At 72.0% G+C, this 16,603-nt stretch carries 18 protein-coding genes; 9 read left to right on the forward strand and 9 right to left on the reverse strand.

The window, feature by feature from the left end:
- Positions 1–10: 10 nt before the first annotated feature.
- From DFJ66_RS19280 to DFJ66_RS45040, 3 genes are read left to right on the forward strand one after another with little or no spacing between them, the layout of a single operon-like run.
- Positions 11–856, forward strand: coding sequence for a cytochrome d ubiquinol oxidase subunit II (locus tag DFJ66_RS19280; protein ID WP_121222983.1), 846 nt, complete (start codon positions 11–13; stop codon positions 854–856).
- Positions 843–2,336: a thiol reductant ABC exporter subunit CydD gene (gene cydD, locus DFJ66_RS19285; RefSeq protein ID WP_121222985.1), complete on the forward strand. Its 1,494-nt coding sequence runs from the start codon at positions 843–845 to the stop codon at positions 2,334–2,336. Before DFJ66_RS19280 ends, cydD begins: the two co-directional genes overlap by 14 nt.
- Positions 2,333–3,796 carry an amino acid ABC transporter ATP-binding/permease protein gene (locus DFJ66_RS45040; protein ID WP_121222987.1) on the forward strand — a complete coding sequence of 488 codons (1,464 nt, stop codon included), beginning with the start codon at positions 2,333–2,335 and terminating at the stop codon, positions 3,794–3,796. Before cydD ends, DFJ66_RS45040 begins: the two co-directional genes overlap by 4 nt.
- 97 nt (positions 3,797–3,893) lie before the next feature.
- Here DFJ66_RS45040 and folP read toward each other — a convergent pair whose 3' ends face one another.
- On the reverse strand, positions 3,894–4,757 hold the full coding sequence (gene folP, locus DFJ66_RS19295; RefSeq protein WP_246029820.1) for a dihydropteroate synthase: 864 nt from the start codon (positions 4,755–4,757) through the stop codon (positions 3,894–3,896).
- 833 nt (positions 4,758–5,590) lie between these two features.
- Here folP and DFJ66_RS19300 point away from each other — a divergent pair.
- The 3 genes from DFJ66_RS19300 to DFJ66_RS19310 are packed head-to-tail and all read left to right on the forward strand — an operon-like array spanning position 5,591 to position 8,516.
- On the forward strand, positions 5,591–7,081 hold the full coding sequence (locus DFJ66_RS19300) for a CocE/NonD family hydrolase (protein WP_121231406.1): 1,491 nt from the start codon (positions 5,591–5,593) through the stop codon (positions 7,079–7,081).
- A 36-nt stretch (positions 7,082–7,117) separates the two neighbouring features.
- Positions 7,118–7,483 carry a DUF3224 domain-containing protein gene (locus tag DFJ66_RS19305; protein ID WP_170199539.1) on the forward strand — a complete coding sequence of 122 codons (366 nt, stop codon included), beginning with the start codon at positions 7,118–7,120 and terminating at the stop codon, positions 7,481–7,483.
- Complete coding sequence (locus tag DFJ66_RS19310; protein WP_121222992.1) at positions 7,476–8,516, forward strand: DNA glycosylase AlkZ-like family protein; 1,041 nt, start codon at positions 7,476–7,478, stop codon at positions 8,514–8,516. The genes DFJ66_RS19305 and DFJ66_RS19310 overlap by 8 nt, the downstream gene beginning before the upstream one ends.
- Here DFJ66_RS19310 and DFJ66_RS19315 read toward each other — a convergent pair.
- The 3 genes from DFJ66_RS19315 to dapE are packed head-to-tail and all read right to left on the reverse strand — an operon-like array spanning position 8,509 to position 10,929.
- Positions 8,509–9,045, reverse strand: coding sequence for an LOG family protein (locus tag DFJ66_RS19315; protein WP_246029821.1), 537 nt, complete (start codon positions 9,043–9,045; stop codon positions 8,509–8,511). The genes DFJ66_RS19310 and DFJ66_RS19315 overlap by 8 nt on opposite strands.
- Entirely contained in the window at positions 9,042–9,812 is a 771-nt protein-coding gene (locus DFJ66_RS19320; RefSeq protein WP_121222997.1) for an LOG family protein, read from the reverse strand. Before DFJ66_RS19320 ends, DFJ66_RS19315 begins: the two co-directional genes overlap by 4 nt.
- A 22-nt stretch (positions 9,813–9,834) precedes the next feature.
- Complete coding sequence (gene dapE / locus DFJ66_RS19325; RefSeq protein WP_397556339.1) at positions 9,835–10,929, reverse strand: succinyl-diaminopimelate desuccinylase; 1,095 nt, start codon at positions 10,927–10,929, stop codon at positions 9,835–9,837.
- A 62-nt stretch (positions 10,930–10,991) separates the two neighbouring features.
- Between dapE and dapD the strand changes: the two genes are divergently transcribed.
- A complete protein-coding gene (dapD, locus tag DFJ66_RS19330) occupies positions 10,992–11,966 on the forward strand; it encodes a 2,3,4,5-tetrahydropyridine-2,6-dicarboxylate N-succinyltransferase (protein ID WP_121222999.1) in 975 nt (324 codons plus the stop codon).
- Positions 11,967–12,004: 38 nt separating this feature from the next.
- Here the strand turns inward: dapD and DFJ66_RS45045 are convergent, their stop codons facing one another.
- The 3 genes from DFJ66_RS45045 to fdxA are packed head-to-tail and all read right to left on the reverse strand — an operon-like array spanning position 12,005 to position 13,943.
- Positions 12,005–12,520, reverse strand: a complete 516-nt coding sequence (locus tag DFJ66_RS45045) for a gamma carbonic anhydrase family protein (protein WP_121223001.1) — start codon at positions 12,518–12,520, stop codon at positions 12,005–12,007.
- A 14-nt stretch (positions 12,521–12,534) separates the two neighbouring features.
- Positions 12,535–13,620, reverse strand: a complete 1,086-nt coding sequence (gene dapC, locus DFJ66_RS19340) for a succinyldiaminopimelate transaminase (protein ID WP_121223003.1) — start codon at positions 13,618–13,620, stop codon at positions 12,535–12,537.
- A complete protein-coding gene (gene fdxA, locus DFJ66_RS19345) occupies positions 13,617–13,943 on the reverse strand; it encodes a ferredoxin (RefSeq protein WP_033430540.1) in 327 nt (108 codons plus the stop codon). Before fdxA ends, dapC begins: the two co-directional genes overlap by 4 nt.
- Before the next feature lie 146 nt (positions 13,944–14,089).
- Here fdxA and DFJ66_RS19350 point away from each other — a divergent pair, with 146 nt between their 5' ends.
- Together DFJ66_RS19350 and DFJ66_RS19355 are read left to right on the forward strand one after the other, a co-directional pair.
- Positions 14,090–14,839 (forward strand): GNAT family N-acetyltransferase, encoded by a 750-nt coding sequence (locus tag DFJ66_RS19350; RefSeq protein WP_121223005.1) that lies wholly within the window; start codon positions 14,090–14,092, stop codon positions 14,837–14,839.
- A gap of 3 nt (positions 14,840–14,842) precedes the next feature.
- Positions 14,843–15,340: a hypothetical protein gene (locus tag DFJ66_RS19355; RefSeq protein ID WP_211351232.1), complete on the forward strand. Its 498-nt coding sequence runs from the start codon at positions 14,843–14,845 to the stop codon at positions 15,338–15,340.
- On the opposite strand, the gene DFJ66_RS19360 is transcribed toward DFJ66_RS19355, so the two are convergent.
- Together DFJ66_RS19360 and DFJ66_RS19365 are read right to left on the reverse strand one after the other, a co-directional pair.
- A complete protein-coding gene (locus tag DFJ66_RS19360; RefSeq protein ID WP_246029823.1) occupies positions 15,301–16,122 on the reverse strand; it encodes a hypothetical protein in 822 nt (273 codons plus the stop codon). The two genes, DFJ66_RS19355 and DFJ66_RS19360, sit on opposite strands and share 40 nt — an antisense overlap.
- Positions 16,106–16,522: a hypothetical protein gene (locus DFJ66_RS19365; protein ID WP_121223008.1), complete on the reverse strand. Its 417-nt coding sequence runs from the start codon at positions 16,520–16,522 to the stop codon at positions 16,106–16,108. Before DFJ66_RS19365 ends, DFJ66_RS19360 begins: the two co-directional genes overlap by 17 nt.
- Between the last annotated feature and the right edge of the window lie 81 nt (positions 16,523–16,603).

Below are 16,603 nucleotides of genomic sequence, written 5' to 3' on the forward strand. Positions count from 1 at the left end.
GGTTTGTGTCGTGGAAGGTGTGTGGGTGGTCCTGCTCGGGCTGCTGACGGCGGGGTACTTCGCGCTGGCGGGGTTCGACTACGGCGTCGGGCTGCTGTACCGGTTCCTGGGGCGCGACGAGCCCGAGCGGGCGCGGGTGCTGCGCGCGATGACGCCGTTCTTCCTGGGCAACGAGGTGTGGCTGGTCGCGGCGGTCGGCGTGCTGTTCGGCGCGTTCCCCCGGTTGGAGGGCGAGCTGCTGTCCGAGCACCGGGTCGGGTTCGTGACGGTGCTGGTGGGGTTGGTGCTGTTCACCGCGGCCGTGCAACTGCGGGTCGGGCCGTTCTGGGACGTGTTCGTGGTGGGTGGCGCGCTGGTGGTCGCGGTCGGCTGGGGCGTGCTGCTGGGTGACGTGCTGGGCGGGCCGCCGGTGCTGTGGGCGTTCGGGCTGGTGTCGCTGTTCCTGCTGCACGGGGCGGTGTTCCTGGCGTGGCGGCTGGACGACCCGGCGCGGGCGCTGGTGGTGGCTCGGGTGCTGTTCGCGCCGGTGGGGTTGTTCGTGGTCGCGGCGGTGGTGCTGCGCGGGCCGGTGGCCGCTCCGGCGGTCGGCTTGGTCGGCGCGGCGGTGGCGCTCCTCGCCTTGGTGGGGGCCTGGTTCGCCTTGCGGGCACGGGCTTTCCGGCTCGCGTTCGCGGGCACAGGGGTGGTGTGCGCGGTGCCGGCGCTCGCGGTGTTCGGCGCACGGGACGTGGTGACGCCCGAGGTGATGTCGCAGACGCCGACGTTGCAGGCGTTGGGGTGGTTCGCGGCGGTCGTGCTGCCGCTGGTGCTGGTGTTCCAGTGGGCGACGTGGAGGCTGTCCCGTGCGGCACGCTGACCGGCGGTACGTCGTCACGCTGACCCTGCTGGGAGTCGTGACGGCGGGGTTGGTGCTCGTGCAGGCCGAGGCGCTGGCCACCGTGCTCGCCGGTGGCAGCGGGCTCTGGGTCCTGGTGGCGGTCGTGGTCGCGCGTGGGGCGTTCGTGTGGCTCGGACGTGTTGTCACCCAACGGGAAGCGGCGTCGGTGAAGGCCGCGCTGCGCAAGCGGGTGCTGCGGGACGGCTCGGGCTCGACCGGGGCCGTCACCACGCTCGTGGTCAAGGGCTTGGACGCCATCGAGCCCTACCTCGCCGGGTACCTGCCGCAGCTCGTGGTGTCCGTGACCGTGCCCTTGGCGGTGGTGGTGCGGCTGTCGTTCGCGGACTGGACGGCCGCGCTGACGATCGCCGTCACGTTGCCGCTGGTGCCGGTGTTCGCCGCGTTGGTCGGTATGCACACGCGGGAGCGGACGCGGCGGCAGTGGGAGGGGCTGGCCGAGGTCGGCGGGCACTTCCTCGACGTCGTGCGCGGCCTGGGGACGCTCCGGCTGTTCGGCCGGGCCGCCGCGCAGGCCGGGACCGTGCGGGCGATGGCCGGTGCGCACGCGTCGGCGACCATGCGGACCCTGCGGGTGGCGTTCCTGTCCGCGCTGGTGCTGGAACTGGTGGCGACGCTGTCGGTGGCGCTGGTGGCGGTACCGGTCGGTCTGCGGCTGCTGCACGGCGGCGTGACCCTGCACGTGGCACTGCTCGTCCTCCTGCTCGCGCCCGAGGCGTACCTGCCGCTGCGAGCTGCCGGGGCGCAGTTCCACGCCAGTGCCGAGGGGCTGGCCGTGCTGGAGCAAGCGTTTGCGACGCGACCCCGGGGGGTGGTCGCGGGGCGGCGGGTGCCGGACCTGCGGGTGGCGGCGATCGAGTGTGAAGGCGTGTCGGTGCGCTACCCCGGGCGGGACGGACTCGCCCTGGACCGGGTGTCGCTGTCTTTGTCACCCGGTGAGCGGGTCGGGCTGGTGGGCCCGAGCGGGGTGGGCAAGAGCAGCCTGCTGGCGGTGCTGCTGGGCGAGGTCGAGCCGTGCGCCGGGCGGGTCCTGGTGGACGGCGTGGACCTGCGGGAACTGGACCGTGCGGAGTGGCTGCGGCAGCTCGCGTGGGTGCCGCAGCGGCCGACCCTGTTCCCCGGGACGGTGGGGGAGAACATCGCTTTCGGCACGGACGTGGATGTCATATCGGCTGCTCGGGCGGTCGGGTTGGGGGATCTGGTCGAGGCGCGGCACACGCTGTCGGCCGGGGAGCGGCAGCGGGTCGCGCTGGCGCGGGCGATGGTGCGGGACCAGGCGCGGGTGCTCCTGCTGGACGAGCCCACCTCGCGGCTGGACAGCCGGACCGAGGACACCGTCCTGCGGGTCGCCCGGGACTGGTCGCGCGGGCGCACGGCCCTGGTCGTGGCGCACCGACCGGCGCTGCTGGACGCGGTGGACCGGGTGGTGGAGCTGCGATGAGGCTGGTGTGGGCGGTGTTGGTGGGGGTCGCGGCCGAGCTGGCCGGGATCGGGCTGATGACCACGGCCGTGTGGCTCATCATGCGGGCGGCCGAGCAGCCGCCGATGTCCGCGCTGACGGTGGCGATCGTCGCCGTCCGGACGCTGGCCTTGGCCCGGGGCAGCCTCCGGTACGCCGAGCGGTTGGCCGGGCACGAGGCCGTGCTGCGGGCGATGGTCGAGGTGCGCGGGCGGGTGTACGAGTCGTTGGTGCGGCGGCCCTTGCGCGGCGGGGACGCGTTGACCCGGCTGGTGTCCGATGTGGACGCCGTGCAGGACGCGGTGCTGCGGTGCCTGCTGCCGGCGTGCGTGGCCGGGTTGGTGGGCGTGACAGCGGTCGTGGTGGTGCCGTCGTTGGCCGTCGGGGTCGTTGTGGTCGGGGTCGTGCTCCCGCTGGCGGCCTTCTTGTTGACGGACCGGCACCTGCGGGCCTTGGCACCGCTGCGCGCCGAGCTCGCGGAGCGGACCGTGACCCTGCGGGAGGGTGCGGCGGAGCTGCGGGCGTTCGGCGCGTTGGACGGTGAGCTGGCGCGGACCGACGCCGTGGTGGACGAGCTGGCCGCGCGGGAGCGGCGGGGGACGTTCCCGGCGGCGGTGCTGGCCGGGGTGGCGGTCGTGGTCCAGTTCGGGGTCGCGGTCCTGCTGCTGGTCCAGGGGTCTCCGGCACACGTCGTGCTCGGGTCGGTCGCGGTGCTGGAGGTGATGGTGCCGCTGACGGGTGCGGCGCAGAAGTGGGCCGAGGTGCGCGGTTCCGTGGCGCGCGTGCGGGAAGTCCTCACCGCACAACCGCAAACCCCCACCCACTCCCCCCTGATCGACGTCACGCCGTACCGGCGGATCGGTGTCGTCGGACCCAGCGGCGCGGGCAAGAGCACCCTGCTGCGGGCGATCGCGGAGGAGCACGGGGCCAAGGGCGTGCTGGACGACGCCCACGTCTTCGAGCGGACCGTGCGGGAGAACGTCCTGTTCGCCAAGCCCGGTGCCACGCAGGCCGAGCTCGACCGCGTGGCGGCGATCGCGGACCTCGACGTGGACTGGGACGCCGAGGCGAAGCTGTCCGGCGGCCAGCGGCAACGCCTGTTCCTGGCCCGCGCCCTGCTCGCCGACCCGGACGTCCTGCTGCTGGACGAACCCGTCGAGGGCCTGGCGATCCGGCACGGGGACGAGGTGCTGCGCCGGGTCCTCGACGCGGCCACCGGCACGGTCGTCCTGGTGACCCACCGGCTCGCGCCGCTCCAGGACTTCGACCACGTCGTGGTGATCGAGGACGGCCGGATCACCCAGCGCGGCACGCACGACGAGCTAGTGGCCGTCCCCGGCTACTACCGCGACCGCTGGAGCACCGAGCGCATCAGCGGCCGGTCAGCCATCAGCACGTCCACGGGCTTGGGCAACCACCGCAGCACGGTCCCGACCACCTGACTCGACATCGGGCCCAACTCGACCAACGCCCGCACCGCCACACCGCCCACGGTGACTTCCTCGACCGTCCACTCCGGACGCTGTCAGGTGTTCTCGATCACGCCAAGGCCCGCAACACCTTCGCCGGCGGACGCGTGCCCGCGATCCCGGCCACCATCTCCACCACGTGCCGCGTCTGCTTCACCTGGTGCGCCCGGAACACCTTCGCCCCCAGCCAGGCGGCGACGGAGGTGGCGGCCAACGTCCCGTCCACCCGGTCGGCGAGGTCCGCGCCCAGGGTCTCCCCCACGAAGTCCTTGTTGGAGAGGGCCATCAACACCGGCCACCCGGTGGCGACCAGCTCGTCCAACCGCCGCAGCAACTCCAACCCGTGCCAGGTGTTCTTGCCGAAGTCGTGCGTGGGGTCGATCAACACCCCATGACGCGGCACCCCCACCGCCACCATCCGCTCGGCCCGCGCCACCAGTTCCTCGGACACCGCCGCCACCACGTCCTCGTACCGAACCCGGTGGGGGTCGGTACGCGGCGGCAGGCCGCCGGTGTGCGAACACACGATCCCCACCCCGAACTCGGCCGCCACCTCGGCCAACAGGGGGTCGGCCCCGGCCCAGGTGTCGTTGATGAGGTCAGCCCCCACCTCACACACCGCCCGCCCCACCTCGTGCCGCCAGGTGTCGACACTGATGACGAGATCGGGATGCCGCTCCCGCACCGCCGCGACGAAGGGGACGACCCGCCGGATCTCCTCGGCGGTGTCCACGCGCTCCCCCTTGGACCCTGCCTTGACCCCACCGATGTCCACGATGTCCGCCCCATCCGCAACCGCCCGGTCGACAGCGGCCATCGCGGCGTCGTCGGCGAAGGTGGCCCCTTGGTCGTAGAAGGAGTCGCGCGTGCGGTTGACGATCGCCATCACCAGGGCGCGATCCTGGGGCACGTCCTTCGACCCGAAGCGAAGCATGCGAACCATCGTGCCACCCACCACCCGCCCACCTCCTGCACCACCCACCCAACCGCGCCTCCCGCTTTTGCACCAAAGGCGCACGCCCGAAGGGCGAATTGCGTTTCGCCGTGCTGCCGAGCCCACAGGAAGGGCCTCGGTTTCTTTCCCCCGTACGGCCTGGGCGCAGCCCAACCACGCTTGGTTCGTTTCTGCAACCAGCTTTTCCGGTTGCGGAAACGGACCAAGCGTGGTTGCCTCCGGCAGGCCGTACGGGGGGAAGAAACCGACGCCCTTCCCACCCCCGGGGGCCTGCCCAGCGGCGAGCGCCGCTTTTGATCTTGAGAGCGCGCCAGCGCGTCGGCTAGAGAGCGCGGAGCGCGCCCCGCTCAAATCTTGAAAAGCGAAAAGAAAAAGAGAAAAGCGCCTCGCCGGCGGGCAGGCCGCCAAGGATGGACGGAAAGCAAGGGCGGGGGCTTTTCCGTCATCCCCGTATGGCCTGGTGGAACCTACCACAGATTTCCCGGGTGCCGCTAAAATTTTTTGCTCGTTCCTCACAAAAAATTTCGGCTGCACCCGGGAAATCTGTGGTAGCCCTTCGGGCAGGCCATACGGGGATGACGGAAAAGCCCGGAGAGCGGTCTGCTGCGCTAGCTAACGGGCGCCCTGCGGGCGCGAAAAGCGCACGGCGCGGAGGGTCGCACGGGGCGAAGGGCCAGGGGCTTGCGGGGGCCTTGGCGAGCCGAAGCGCATCTGGGTGAACTGCGTCACAGGGCATTGCTACTGGCGAGTACCCCTCTGTTTACTCGCCGGTAACACCCTGCGTGATCCAGGTCACGGTCAAGGAGGACCTCGTGCGCCGGACACTCATCCTGCTGCTCGTTGCCATAACAGGTCTGGTCCTGGCGCCGCCCGCCCAGGCCGCGCCCGGGTTCGCCGTCAGCTACGAGACCATCCCCGGCCAAGGGGGCACGGCGCTCAAGGCGTTCGTGGTCGAGCCGATCGGGCGTGGGAGTGGGCCGTTTCCGCTGCTCGTGTTCCCGTCCAGTTGGGGCGTCAACGACATCGAGTACGTGGGTGCGGCGGCCAAGTTGGCGTACGAGTCCGGATACACCGTGATCAGCTACACCAGTCGTGGCTTCTGGGATTCCGCCGGGGAGATCGACGTCGCCGGGCCGGACACGATCGCCGACGTCAGCCGGGTGATCGACTGGGGGATCGCCAACGCGGGAGGTGACCCCGGCAAGGTCGGCGTGGGTGGGATCTCCTACGGGGCCGGGCAGTCGTTGCTGGCCGCGGCGGCTGATCCGCGGATCAAGGCGGTGGCCGCGTTGAGCACGTGGACCGATCTGGCCCGGTCGTTGTACCCGAACGAGACCGTGAGCAAGCAGGCCGTGGAGTTGCTGCTCGCCGCCGGGAACCTGACCGGGCGGCCCGGGTCGGTGTTGCGGGAGGCGGAGGCGGCCTACCGGGAGAACCGGTTCGAGGACGTCCTGCCGATCTCGCCGCCGCGCTCCCCCGCGTCGAAGGTGTCCTCGATCAAGGCGGCCGTGATGATCGGCAACGCCTGGAACGACGGGCTCTTCCCGCCCGGACAGGTCACCGACTTCTTCGCCCAGCTCACGGGACCGAAGCGGCTGATGTTGTCGCCCGGGGACCACGCCACGGCCGAACTGTTCGGTGCGGCGGGGTTGCCGAACGACATCTGGGCGTCCGTGGGTCGCTGGTTCGACCACCACCTCCGGGGTGTGGACAACGGGATCAACCGTGAGAACGCCGTGCAGGTCAAGCCGAACAACGGTGGCGGGTGGCGGTCGTTCCCGTCGTGGGGAGCGGCGACTGCGAAGACCTCGACCATGGAGTTGTCGTCGGACTGGAACACCACCGGGTGGCCGACGATCGCCGAGAGCGGCACGGTGATGGTCAGCGGCGCGCTCCAGGCCTTCCTGAACATCCCGACCGGCGTCTCCATCCCGCTGGTGGACCGGCTCGCCGCCGGCGTGTGGCACGGGCCGGTGCAGTGGAGCGGCACGACGGTCAGCGGCACGCCACGCGCCCACCTCACCGTCACGACGTCGTCCGACACCACCTCGCTGTTCGCCTACCTCTACGAGGTCAACGCCCTGGGCCTGGGCGCGCTGGTCACCCACAAGCCGGTCACCCTGCACGGCGCGGGCACCCGCACGCTGGACCTCGACCTGGAGCCGACCGTGTGGGACGTGGCTCCGGGCAACCGGTTGGTGCTGGTCGTGGACTCGGTGGACGCCCGCTACGGCGGGGAGAGCCGCCTGGGCGGGTCGGTCAGCTTCGGGTCCGACTCGTGGCTGAAGGTCCCGCAAGCCTGACAGCAGGTGTCAGGTACTGCTGTCAGCATGGGTCGCATGGAAGCGAAGTTCACCATCACCCGCTGGGACGAGACGACCGTCGACGAGACCGCGCCGAAGATCGGCCGGGTCGCCGTGGACAAGCAGTACAGCGGGTCGATGGAGGGCACGAGCACCGCCGAGCTGACCACGTGCCAACCGGCCGAGGCGCAGGCGGGGTACGTGGCCACCGAGAGGTTCACCGGCGTGCTGGACGGGCGGACGGGGTCGTTCGTCTTCCAGCACGGCGGGGTCGTCGGCGCCGCCGGTGCCGAGCGGTTCGGGCACGTCGTGCCCGGGTCCGGCACCGGCGAGTTGGCGGGCATCAGCGGGGCCGTGCGGATGGCGCACGAGCTCATCGAACTGGACTACCGCCTTGACTGACCGGGCTCGGGTCCTGGCCTACCGGGTCGCGGCGCACCAGTTCGACCGCGGCACGGCGGACCCGGCCGCGCTGCGGGTGTTCGACCTGGGCGTGCAGGACTCGGAGCGGTCGGCGGTGCCCGCGCTGGCGGCGCGGCTGCCGGAGGTGCCGGACCTGTCGGCGTTCACCCTCACGTGGTCGGTGCGGGGCGCGCCGCACTGGCACCGGCCGAAGTCCTTGCCCGCGCTGGCCGCCGCCCTGTGGCCGTTGAGCGACGCCGACGCGTTGGCGCGGATGAACCGGCCCAAGGTGGACGCTCCGCTGGACGTGTTCCGGGCCGTGGTCGAGGCGTTGAAGTCCGTGGTGGACGGGCCGATGACCAAGGGCGAGGCGTCGACCCGCCTGACCCCGCTGGTGCCGCCCGAGGTGACCGGGTGGTGCCGGGGCTGCCGGGCCACCCACGTGCACGACCCGATCTTCCGCGTCGCCGTGCTGCCCGCCGGCCTCCGGTTCGATCCGGACGCGAAGACGGTGACGTTCGTGCCGATCAAGGGCCGGCGGATCCCCCAGCGGACCAGGGGTTTCGACGGTCTGGTGCACGACTACCTGGCCCTGCACGGGCCGGCCGGACCGTCGGAGGTGGCGGCCTACTTCGGCGCCCCGGTGAAGGACGTCAAGGCGGTGTGGCCGGACGACCTGGTGGAGGTTTCGCGGGGGAAGTTCCTGCCGGCGGACCGCGTGGAGGCGTTCGAGAACCCGCCGTCACCCGATGTGGCTCGGCTGCTGCCGCCGCTCGACCCGTACCTGAGCGCACGGGACCGTGACCTGCTGGTGCCGGACAAGGCGCACCAGAAGGAGGTCTGGCGCATCCTCGGCCGGCCGGGCGCGATCATGATGGACGGCGAGATCCTGGGCATCTGGCGTGCGAAGGTCTCGGGCAAGCGCCTGGACGTCACCCTGTCGCCCTTCGCACCCCTCGATGTGGAGCGGTTCGAGGAAGAGGCGCAGAGGGTGGCTCGGGCGCGTGGCTTGGAGAGTGCCCGGATCAAGTAGCGCAGGCGTTCAACGCCTTGGTCACGTCGTCGGTCACGACCAGCGAGTCCAGCGCGAACTGGGACACGAAACCGCGTTGGTTGAGGTCCACCAGCCAGTCCCGCAGGCCCTTGTAGTGCCCGTCGACGTCCAGCAGCACCACGGGTTTCGCGTGCATCGCAAGCACCCGCGAGGTCCACACCTCGAACAGCTCCTCGCACGTGCCGATCCCGCCCGGCAACGCCAGGAACGCGTCCCCGTGCGCCTCCATCAACGCCTTGCGGTCGCGCATGGTGTCCACCAGGAGCAGGTCGTCGGCCTCGCGGTCGGCCCACTCCTTGTCCACCAGCGCCCGCGGGATCACGCCCGTCGTGCGGGCACCGCCGGCGCGGGCGGCGTCGGCCAGGGCGCCCATCATGGACGTCCGGCCGCCGCCCCACGTGAGGGACCAGCCGCGCGCGGCGATCTGCTTGCCGACCTCCGCGGCCAAGTCCAGGTAGCTCTGCGGGACCGTGCGCAACGATCCGCAGTAGACGGTGACGGCGGTCAATGCGCCTCGCCCCAAGCCTTGTGCGCCTCTTGGACCACGCGAACGGCGTCGTCGATGTCGTCGGTGACGTGCAGCAGCGCCAGGTCCTTCTCGCCGATCTTGCCGCCGCCCAGCACCGAGCGCTCCACCCAGTCGTACAGGCCCTGCCAGTAGTCGCTGCCGAACAGCACCACCGGGAACTTGGTGACCTTCTTCGTCTGCACCAGGGTCAGCGCCTCGAACAGCTCGTCCAGCGTGCCGAACCCGCCGGGCAGGCAGATGAACGCCTGGGAGTACTTGATGAACATGGTCTTGCGGACGAAGAAGTAGCGGAAGTTCACGCCCAGGTCGACCCACGGGTTCAGGCCCTGCTCGAACGGCAGCTCGATGCCCAGCCCGATGGAGAACCCGCCCGCCTCCGAGCAGCCCCGGTTGACCGCCTCCATCGCGCCCGGACCGCCGCCGGTGATCACCGCGAACCCGGCCTCGGCCAGCGCGCCGCCGAGCTTGCGGCCGATCTCGTACTCCGGGTGGTCGCGGCCGGTGCGGGCCGACCCGAACACGGTGACCGCGCTGGGCACCTCGGCCAGCGCGCCGAAGCCCTCCACGAACTCGGCCTGGATGCGCAGCACCCGCCACGGGTCGGTGTGCACCCAGTCGCTCGGGCCCCGCGAGTCCAGCAGCCGCTGGTCCGTGGTGGTCAGCTCCTCACGGCGCCCGCGGCGCAGGACGACCGGTCCGCGCTGCTTCTCCTTGGGGTGCTCGTCGACGCCGTTGTGCTCACTCATTGGCGCGAGTGTAGTGCGGGTCTCACCCCCGGCTGAGGAACCGCCACAACACTTCGCGGCACCGCCGGACGTCGTTCACCGGCACGTGTTCCTGCTGGGTGTGCGCGAGCAGCGGGTCACCGGGACCGAAGTTCACGGCCGGGATGCCGAGCGCGGCGAACCGGGCCACGTCGGTCCAGCCGAGCTTGGCCACGGGGGTCCCGCCGGCGGCCTGGACCAGCTCCTGGGCGGCCTCCGTGTGCAGGCCGGGCAGGGCGCCGGGGGACATGTCGGTGACCACGACCTCGTAGCCCTCGAACACCTCCCGCAGGTGCTGTTCGGCCTGCTCGGGCGAGCGGTCCGGGGCGAACCGGTGGTTGACGGTGAGCACGGCCGCGTCCGGCACGACGTTGCCCGCCACCCCGCCCTCGACCTTCACGGCCTGCAGTCCCTCGCGGTACACGCAGCCGTCGATGTCGACCTTGCGCGGCTCGTAGTTCTCCAGGCGGCGCAGGGCCTCGCCGATCGCGTGGATCGCGTTGACGCCCATCCAGCCGCGCGCGGTGTGCGCCCGGACGCCCTTGGTGCGCACCTCGATCCGCATGGTGCCCTGGCAACCGGCCTCGATGATCGCGTTCGACGGCTCGCACACGATGGCGAGGTCGGCCTTGAGCCAGTCCGGCAGGTCCCGTTCCACGAAGTTGAGGCCGTTGCGGACCGCCTCGACCTCTTCGCAGTCGTAGAACACGAAGGTCAGGTCGTGGACCGGGTCGGTGACGGTCGCGGCGAGGTTGAGCATGACCGCGTCCCCGCCCTTCATGTCGCACGTGCCCAGGCCGTGCAGCAGGTCGCCGTCGAGGCGGGAGGGCAGGTTGTCGTTGACCGGGACGGTGTCCAGGTGGCCCGCCAGGACGACCCGCTTGGCGCGGCCGAGGTTCGTGCGGGCCAGCACGCAGTTGCCCAACCGGGTGACTTCCAGGTCGGTCTGCGCGCGCAGGGACCGTTCGACCAGGTCGGCCAGCTCGGCCTCGTTGCCCGACACACTGGGCACGTCCACCAGCGCGGCGGTCAGCTCGACGGGATCGGCGGCGAGGTCCAGGGTGTCGGGGAGGTTCAAGGTGTCGGCCACGCCCGGCACGTTACCGCCTGCGCGGTGCCCTCTTCGGGTGGTGTCGGCCCGACCGATTACCGTTGACGGCCGTGAGCACCGAGAACCCGACCGGCGCGTTCGGCGTCGGACTCGCCACCGTCACCCCTTCCGGCGCCGTGCTGGACACGTGGTTCCCGTCGCCGTCGTTGGGCGCGCCGGACGTCCACGGCACCACCCGGCTGTCGGCCGCCGAGGTCGCCGAAGCGCTGGGTGAGGCCGCCGCGAAGCAGCTGGGCGTGGACGCCGAGCGGGACGTGGAGGTCGTCGGGGTCCGGGTGGGGATCGGCTCGCTGGCCGACGCGCCCGCGGACACCTACGACGTGTACCTGCGCCTGCACCTGCTGTCCTCCCGCCTGGTCCAGCCGCACGGGGCGAACCTCGACGGTGTGTTCGGCCTGCTCAACAACGTCGTGTGGACCAACCACGGCCCGTGCGCGGTCGAGGGCTTCGAGGAGACCCGGCTGCGGCTGCGCACGCGCGGCCCGGTCACGGTGTACGGCATCGACAAGTTCCCGCGCATGGTCGACTACGTCGTGCCGACCGGGGTGCGGATCGCCGACGCCGACCGCGTCCGTCTCGGAGCGCACCTCGCGGCCGGCACCACGGTCATGCACGAGGGGTTCGTGAACTTCAACGCGGGCACGCTGGGCGCGTCGATGGTCGAGGGCCGGATCTCGGCCGGCGTGGTCGTCGGTGACGGCTCGGACGTCGGCGGCGGCGCGTCGGTCATGGGCACGCTGTCCGGTGGCGGCAAGGAGGTCGTCTCCATCGGCGAGCGGTGCCTGATCGGCGCGAACGGCGGCGTCGGCATCTCGCTGGGCGACGACTGCGTGGTCGAGGCGGGCCTCTACGTCACGGCGGGCACCAAGGTCACCGGCCCGGACGGCACGGTCGTGAAGGGCGCGGCCCTGTCCGGCAAGTCGAACCTGCTGTTCATCCGCGACTCGACGACCGGCGTGGTGAAGGTCCTGCCGCGCAAGGGCACGGGCGTCGAGCTGAACGCGGCGCTCCACTCGAACGACTGAGCTTGCCGGGGGGGCGCCCGTTCCGGCGCCCCCCACTCTCAGGCTTCTTCGATGCCGGCCGCGTGCCGTTGCGCCAACGCCTGGTAGATGGCGGCGTTGTGGTCCACCCACATCTTCGGCGCACCCTCCAACGGCACCTGCCGCTTGGCCGGCACGCCCATCGCCACCACCTCGGGCGGCACCACGCTGCCGGGCCCCACCATCGCACCGGCGGCGATCAGCGCCCGCTCCCCGATGACCGCGCCGTCCTGCACGGTGGCCCCGTTGCCGATCAACGCCCCCGCGCCCACCGTGCAGTCGTGCACCACGCACAGGTGCCCGATCGTGGCGCCGGCCCCGATCTCGACGCCCTGCTGGACGTGGATGACCGTGTTGTCCTGCACGTTCGCGCCTTCGCGGATGACCACGGGCCCGAAGTCGGCGCGGATGACGACGCCGTACCAGACGGACGCGTTCGCCTCGACGGTCACGTCCCCGATGAGGGTGGCGGTCGGCGCGATCCACGCGCTCGGGTGCACGACGGGCGTCTTGCCTTCAAACGAGTAGATCGGCATACCCAACAGTAATCTCAGGTTGTCAGGCGTTCCGCCGCGGTCGCCACGCGCTCGTCGGTCGCGGTCAGGGCGATGCGCACGTGCCGGTCGCCGGTAGGCCCGTAGAACGTGCCGGGCGCGGCTAGGATGCCCCGCTCGGCGAGCCACGCCACGGTGTCCCACGCCTTCTCGTCACGGGTCGACCACAGGTACAGGCCCGCCTCCGAGTGGTCGACGGCGAAGCCCGCCGACTTCAACGCCGGCAGCAGCACCTCGCGCCGGGCGCGGTAGCGCTCGCGCTGCACGGCCACGTGCTCGTCGTCGTCCAGCGCCGCCGTCATCGCCGCCTGCACGGGCCGGGGCACGATCATCCCCGCGTGCTTGCGGACCTCCAGCAGCGCCGCCACCAGCCCCGGGTCGCCGGTGACGAACCCGGCCCGGTAGCCCGCGAGGCTGGACGACTTGGACAGCGAGTGCACCGCCAGCAGCCCGTCCAGGGAGCCGCCGTTGACCTCGGGCCGCAGCACGGACACCGGCTCCGCGTCCCACGGCAGCGCCAGGTAGCACTCGTCCGACGCGACCACCGCGCCCACGTCCCGGGCGTCCCGCACGGCCCGGGCCAGCGCGGCGGCGTCCTGCACGCGGCCGGTCGGGTTGGACGGCGAGTTCAGCCAGACCAGGCGGGTGCCCTCCGGCGGCGGTTCGCCGTCCGCCAGGCGGACCGGGGTCGCGCCCGCGAGCTTCGCGCCCACCTCGTAGGTCGGGTACGCCAAGGCCGGGATCGCCACCACGTCACCCGGGCCGAGCCCGAGCAGCGTCGGCAGCCACGCCACCAGCTCCTTGGAGCCGATGGTGGGCAGCACGTCCTTCGGGTCCAGCCCGGTCACACCGTGCCGACGCGCGAGCGCGCCGACGACCGACTCGCGCAGCTCCGGCGTGCCGTGCGTGGTCGGGTAGCCGGGCTGGTCGGCGACGCTCGCCAGGGCCCGTCGGATCAGGTCCGGAACCTCGTCCACGGGGGTCCCGATGGACAGGTCGACCACGCCGCCGGGGTGCGTGCGCGCCTTGGCGGCGTGGTCGGCCAGGGAGTCCCAGGGGAAGTCCGGGAGCCGCTTGGTCACTCGTGCGACGCCTGCGGCGGGAGAGCCTTCACGAAAGCGGGGTCGGCGCTGACCTTGCCCACCTTCGAAGCGCCACCCGGGGAGCCCAGCTCGTCGAAGAAGTCCACGTTCGCCTTGGTGTACTCCTTCCACTCGTCCGGGACGTCGTCCTCGTAGTAGATGGCCTCAACCGGGCACACCGGCTCGCAAGCACCACAGTCGACGCACTCATCCGGGTGGATGTAGAGCATCCGGTCGCCTTCGTAGATGCAGTCGACGGGGCACTCTTCGATGCACGCCTTGTCGAGCACGTCCACGCACGGCTGGGCGATCACATAGGTCACTGCGCTCTCCTGCTCTCGTTCTGGTCCACACCGCGCAAGCCGGAGAGTACGCGGCGGATCCGATTGTCCAACGGTCAGGCTTGCCTTATCGGCACCGTGCTTCAGCTCACAGAACACCGTTTACCAGCAGAAGGGACGATGCGTGCATGGATTCGGTCACCGAGTTGGAGCAACGCTGCGCGGACGCCTGGCCCGCCCTGGTCGACGAGCCCCTCGGCCAGTGGCGACTGCGCGCGGCGGACGGCTTCACCGGGAGGGCGAACAGCGCCCTGACCACCGGAGATCCGGGCGTGCCGGTGGCGGAGGCGCTGGACCGGGTGATCACCTTCGCGGCGGCGCACGGGATCAAGCCGGCCGCGCACGTGGTGGTCGGATCGGGTTCGGAGGCGGGCGTGGAGGCGGCGGGGTGGCGGGTCGACCATGATCACCCGGGTGGCGCATCGTCGTACGTGCTGACGGGCGTGCTGAGCGAGTTCGCCTGTCCGAAGTCCGAAGGAGTGGCCGTCCAGGCCTCGCCTTCTCCCGAATGGTGGAACTTGACGGCCCAGGACAACCCGACTGCCGCTCAGCGGCATGTACTGGGTAGCGGGGATGTGGTCGGGTTCGGCGAGGTGCGACGGGGAGGGGAGGTGGTAGCGGCGGTGCGCGGGGCGGTGGTCGGCGACCTGCTGCACATCGCACGGCTGGCGGTGGCGGCGCCGGCACGGCGGTCGGGTCTGGCGCGGGCCCTGATGGGTGCGCTGGCGGCGTGGGGCTTGGAGCGGGGTGCCACCCGTTGTGCACTCCAGGTGGCGGAGCACAACGAGCCCGCTCTACGCCTGTACGCCTCGCTGGGGTGCACTGAACACCACCGGTACCAGTACTGGATCCCACCCAGGGCGACCGAACCGGCCTGACTCGTGCACCTCGGTCGAGCCGAGCGTCAGGGCGGGTCGCGATCGACACCGGAACCGAGCTGCGGTGGCTACGGCGGTTGCGGCAGCAGCGGCGGCGGTTGCAGCGGCAGCGGCGGCTGCGACGGCGGTTGCAGCGGCAGCGGCGGCTGCGACGGCGGTTGCAGCGGCAGCAGCGGCGGCAGCGGCGGCAGCGGCGGCAGCGGCGGCGGCGGCAGCGGCGGCGGCAGCGGCGGCGGCGGCAGCAGCAGCAGCGGCGGCGGCAGCAGCGGCGGCGGCAGCGGCAGCAGCAGCAGCGGCGGCGGCAGCAGCGGCGGCGGCAGCGGCGGCGGCAGCAGCAGCGGCGGCGGCAGCAGCAGCGGCGGCGGCAGCAGCAGCGGCGGCAGCGGCGGCAGCGGCGGCGGCAGCGGCGGCGGCGGCGGTTGCGGCGGCGGCGGCGGTTGCGGCGGCGGCGGTTGCGGTGGTTACGGCGGTGGCGGTGGTTGGGCTGCGAACCACTCGTAGGCCGCCCGCCGGACCCGTTTCATCGCCGAGCGCTCGCCGAAGTAGTCGCCGACCACCCCGACCACGGGCACCATCCCCAGCGCCTGGTGGTAGAACCGCCCTTGAGGGCGCTTGTCCAGCTCCCCCTCCAGCGCCCACATCACCTTGGCGAGCTTCCACACCGTCCGCCCGATCGACCGCAACGTCGAAGTCCGCCCGACCTCCGACCCCGGCCCCGACGTCCGCCCGACCTGCGACCCCGACCCCGACGTCCGCTCGGCCGCAGATCCCCCAGCCAACTCTGCCGTCAGGTCAGCCGTCTCGCGGTCCTCCTCGGTCCGAGCGTCCACGGCCCGCCCGTCCACGGTCCGCTGGAACAGCACGAACGCCAACAACCGCACCCGGTCCTCGACCGACCCGAACCCGTGCTCGCCCGCCAGAGCGCACAGCACCAGCCCCTGCCCCGCCGCGCCCAACGCCGCCTGGATCGGCAGCCGGTCCGCCAACGCCCCGCCGACCCCGGGCAACGCGGCCAGCAGGGACACCAGCCGCCCCACCCGGTTCAGCCACCACGAGTCCCGGGCCTCGACGTCCATGGCCGACCACGCCGCCGTCCCCGGCACCTTCACCTGCGCCAGCCGGTCCCACAGCCGGTCGACGGTCCGCCGGTCCGCTCCGGCCTCCGCCGAACGGTCGCGCAGCCGCACGAAGTCGGCGGTTCGGAGCGTGTCGAGGAGCGGACCGGTGGCACGCACGAACGGGCGCAACGCCCGCACGACGTCCCGGTCACTGATGGCCGGCACCGGCCGCACTTCCCGCATCACCAGAGCGGGCCTGCCTGCCCATGAACGCCCCCACCGCGACCGCGCTCGGCAGCATCCCCCCGGCGAACAGCAGCAACGTCCGCCAGTCGTTGAGCAGCATGGCGTCCCCGCCCGGCCCGAACAACCCGAGCACCAGCAGCGTCCCCAGCCACACCAACAACGGCGCGGCGGCGGTCAGCGGGCGGCTCGCGTAGGTGGCGGCGCCGAGGACCAGCAGCGGGGTGGTGATGATCGCGACGATGACCGCCACCGGGAACGGGTAGTCGGCGATCCGGGGCAGCAGGGTGCCGTCCAAGCGCAACGGCAGGAAGAACAGCTCCAGCACCGCCAGCACGAACGCCTGGACGACGAGCGCCCCGACCGCCAACCGCGACCTCACGCCAACCGCTCCCTCAACCCGTCAGCTCCCTCACACCGACCGCTCCCTCACGCCGCGCCACCTGCTCACGGCGCACCACCG

This window comes from Saccharothrix variisporea, assembly GCF_003634995.1.
GTDB classification, from domain to species: Bacteria; Actinomycetota; Actinomycetes; order Mycobacteriales; family Pseudonocardiaceae; genus Actinosynnema; species Actinosynnema variisporeum.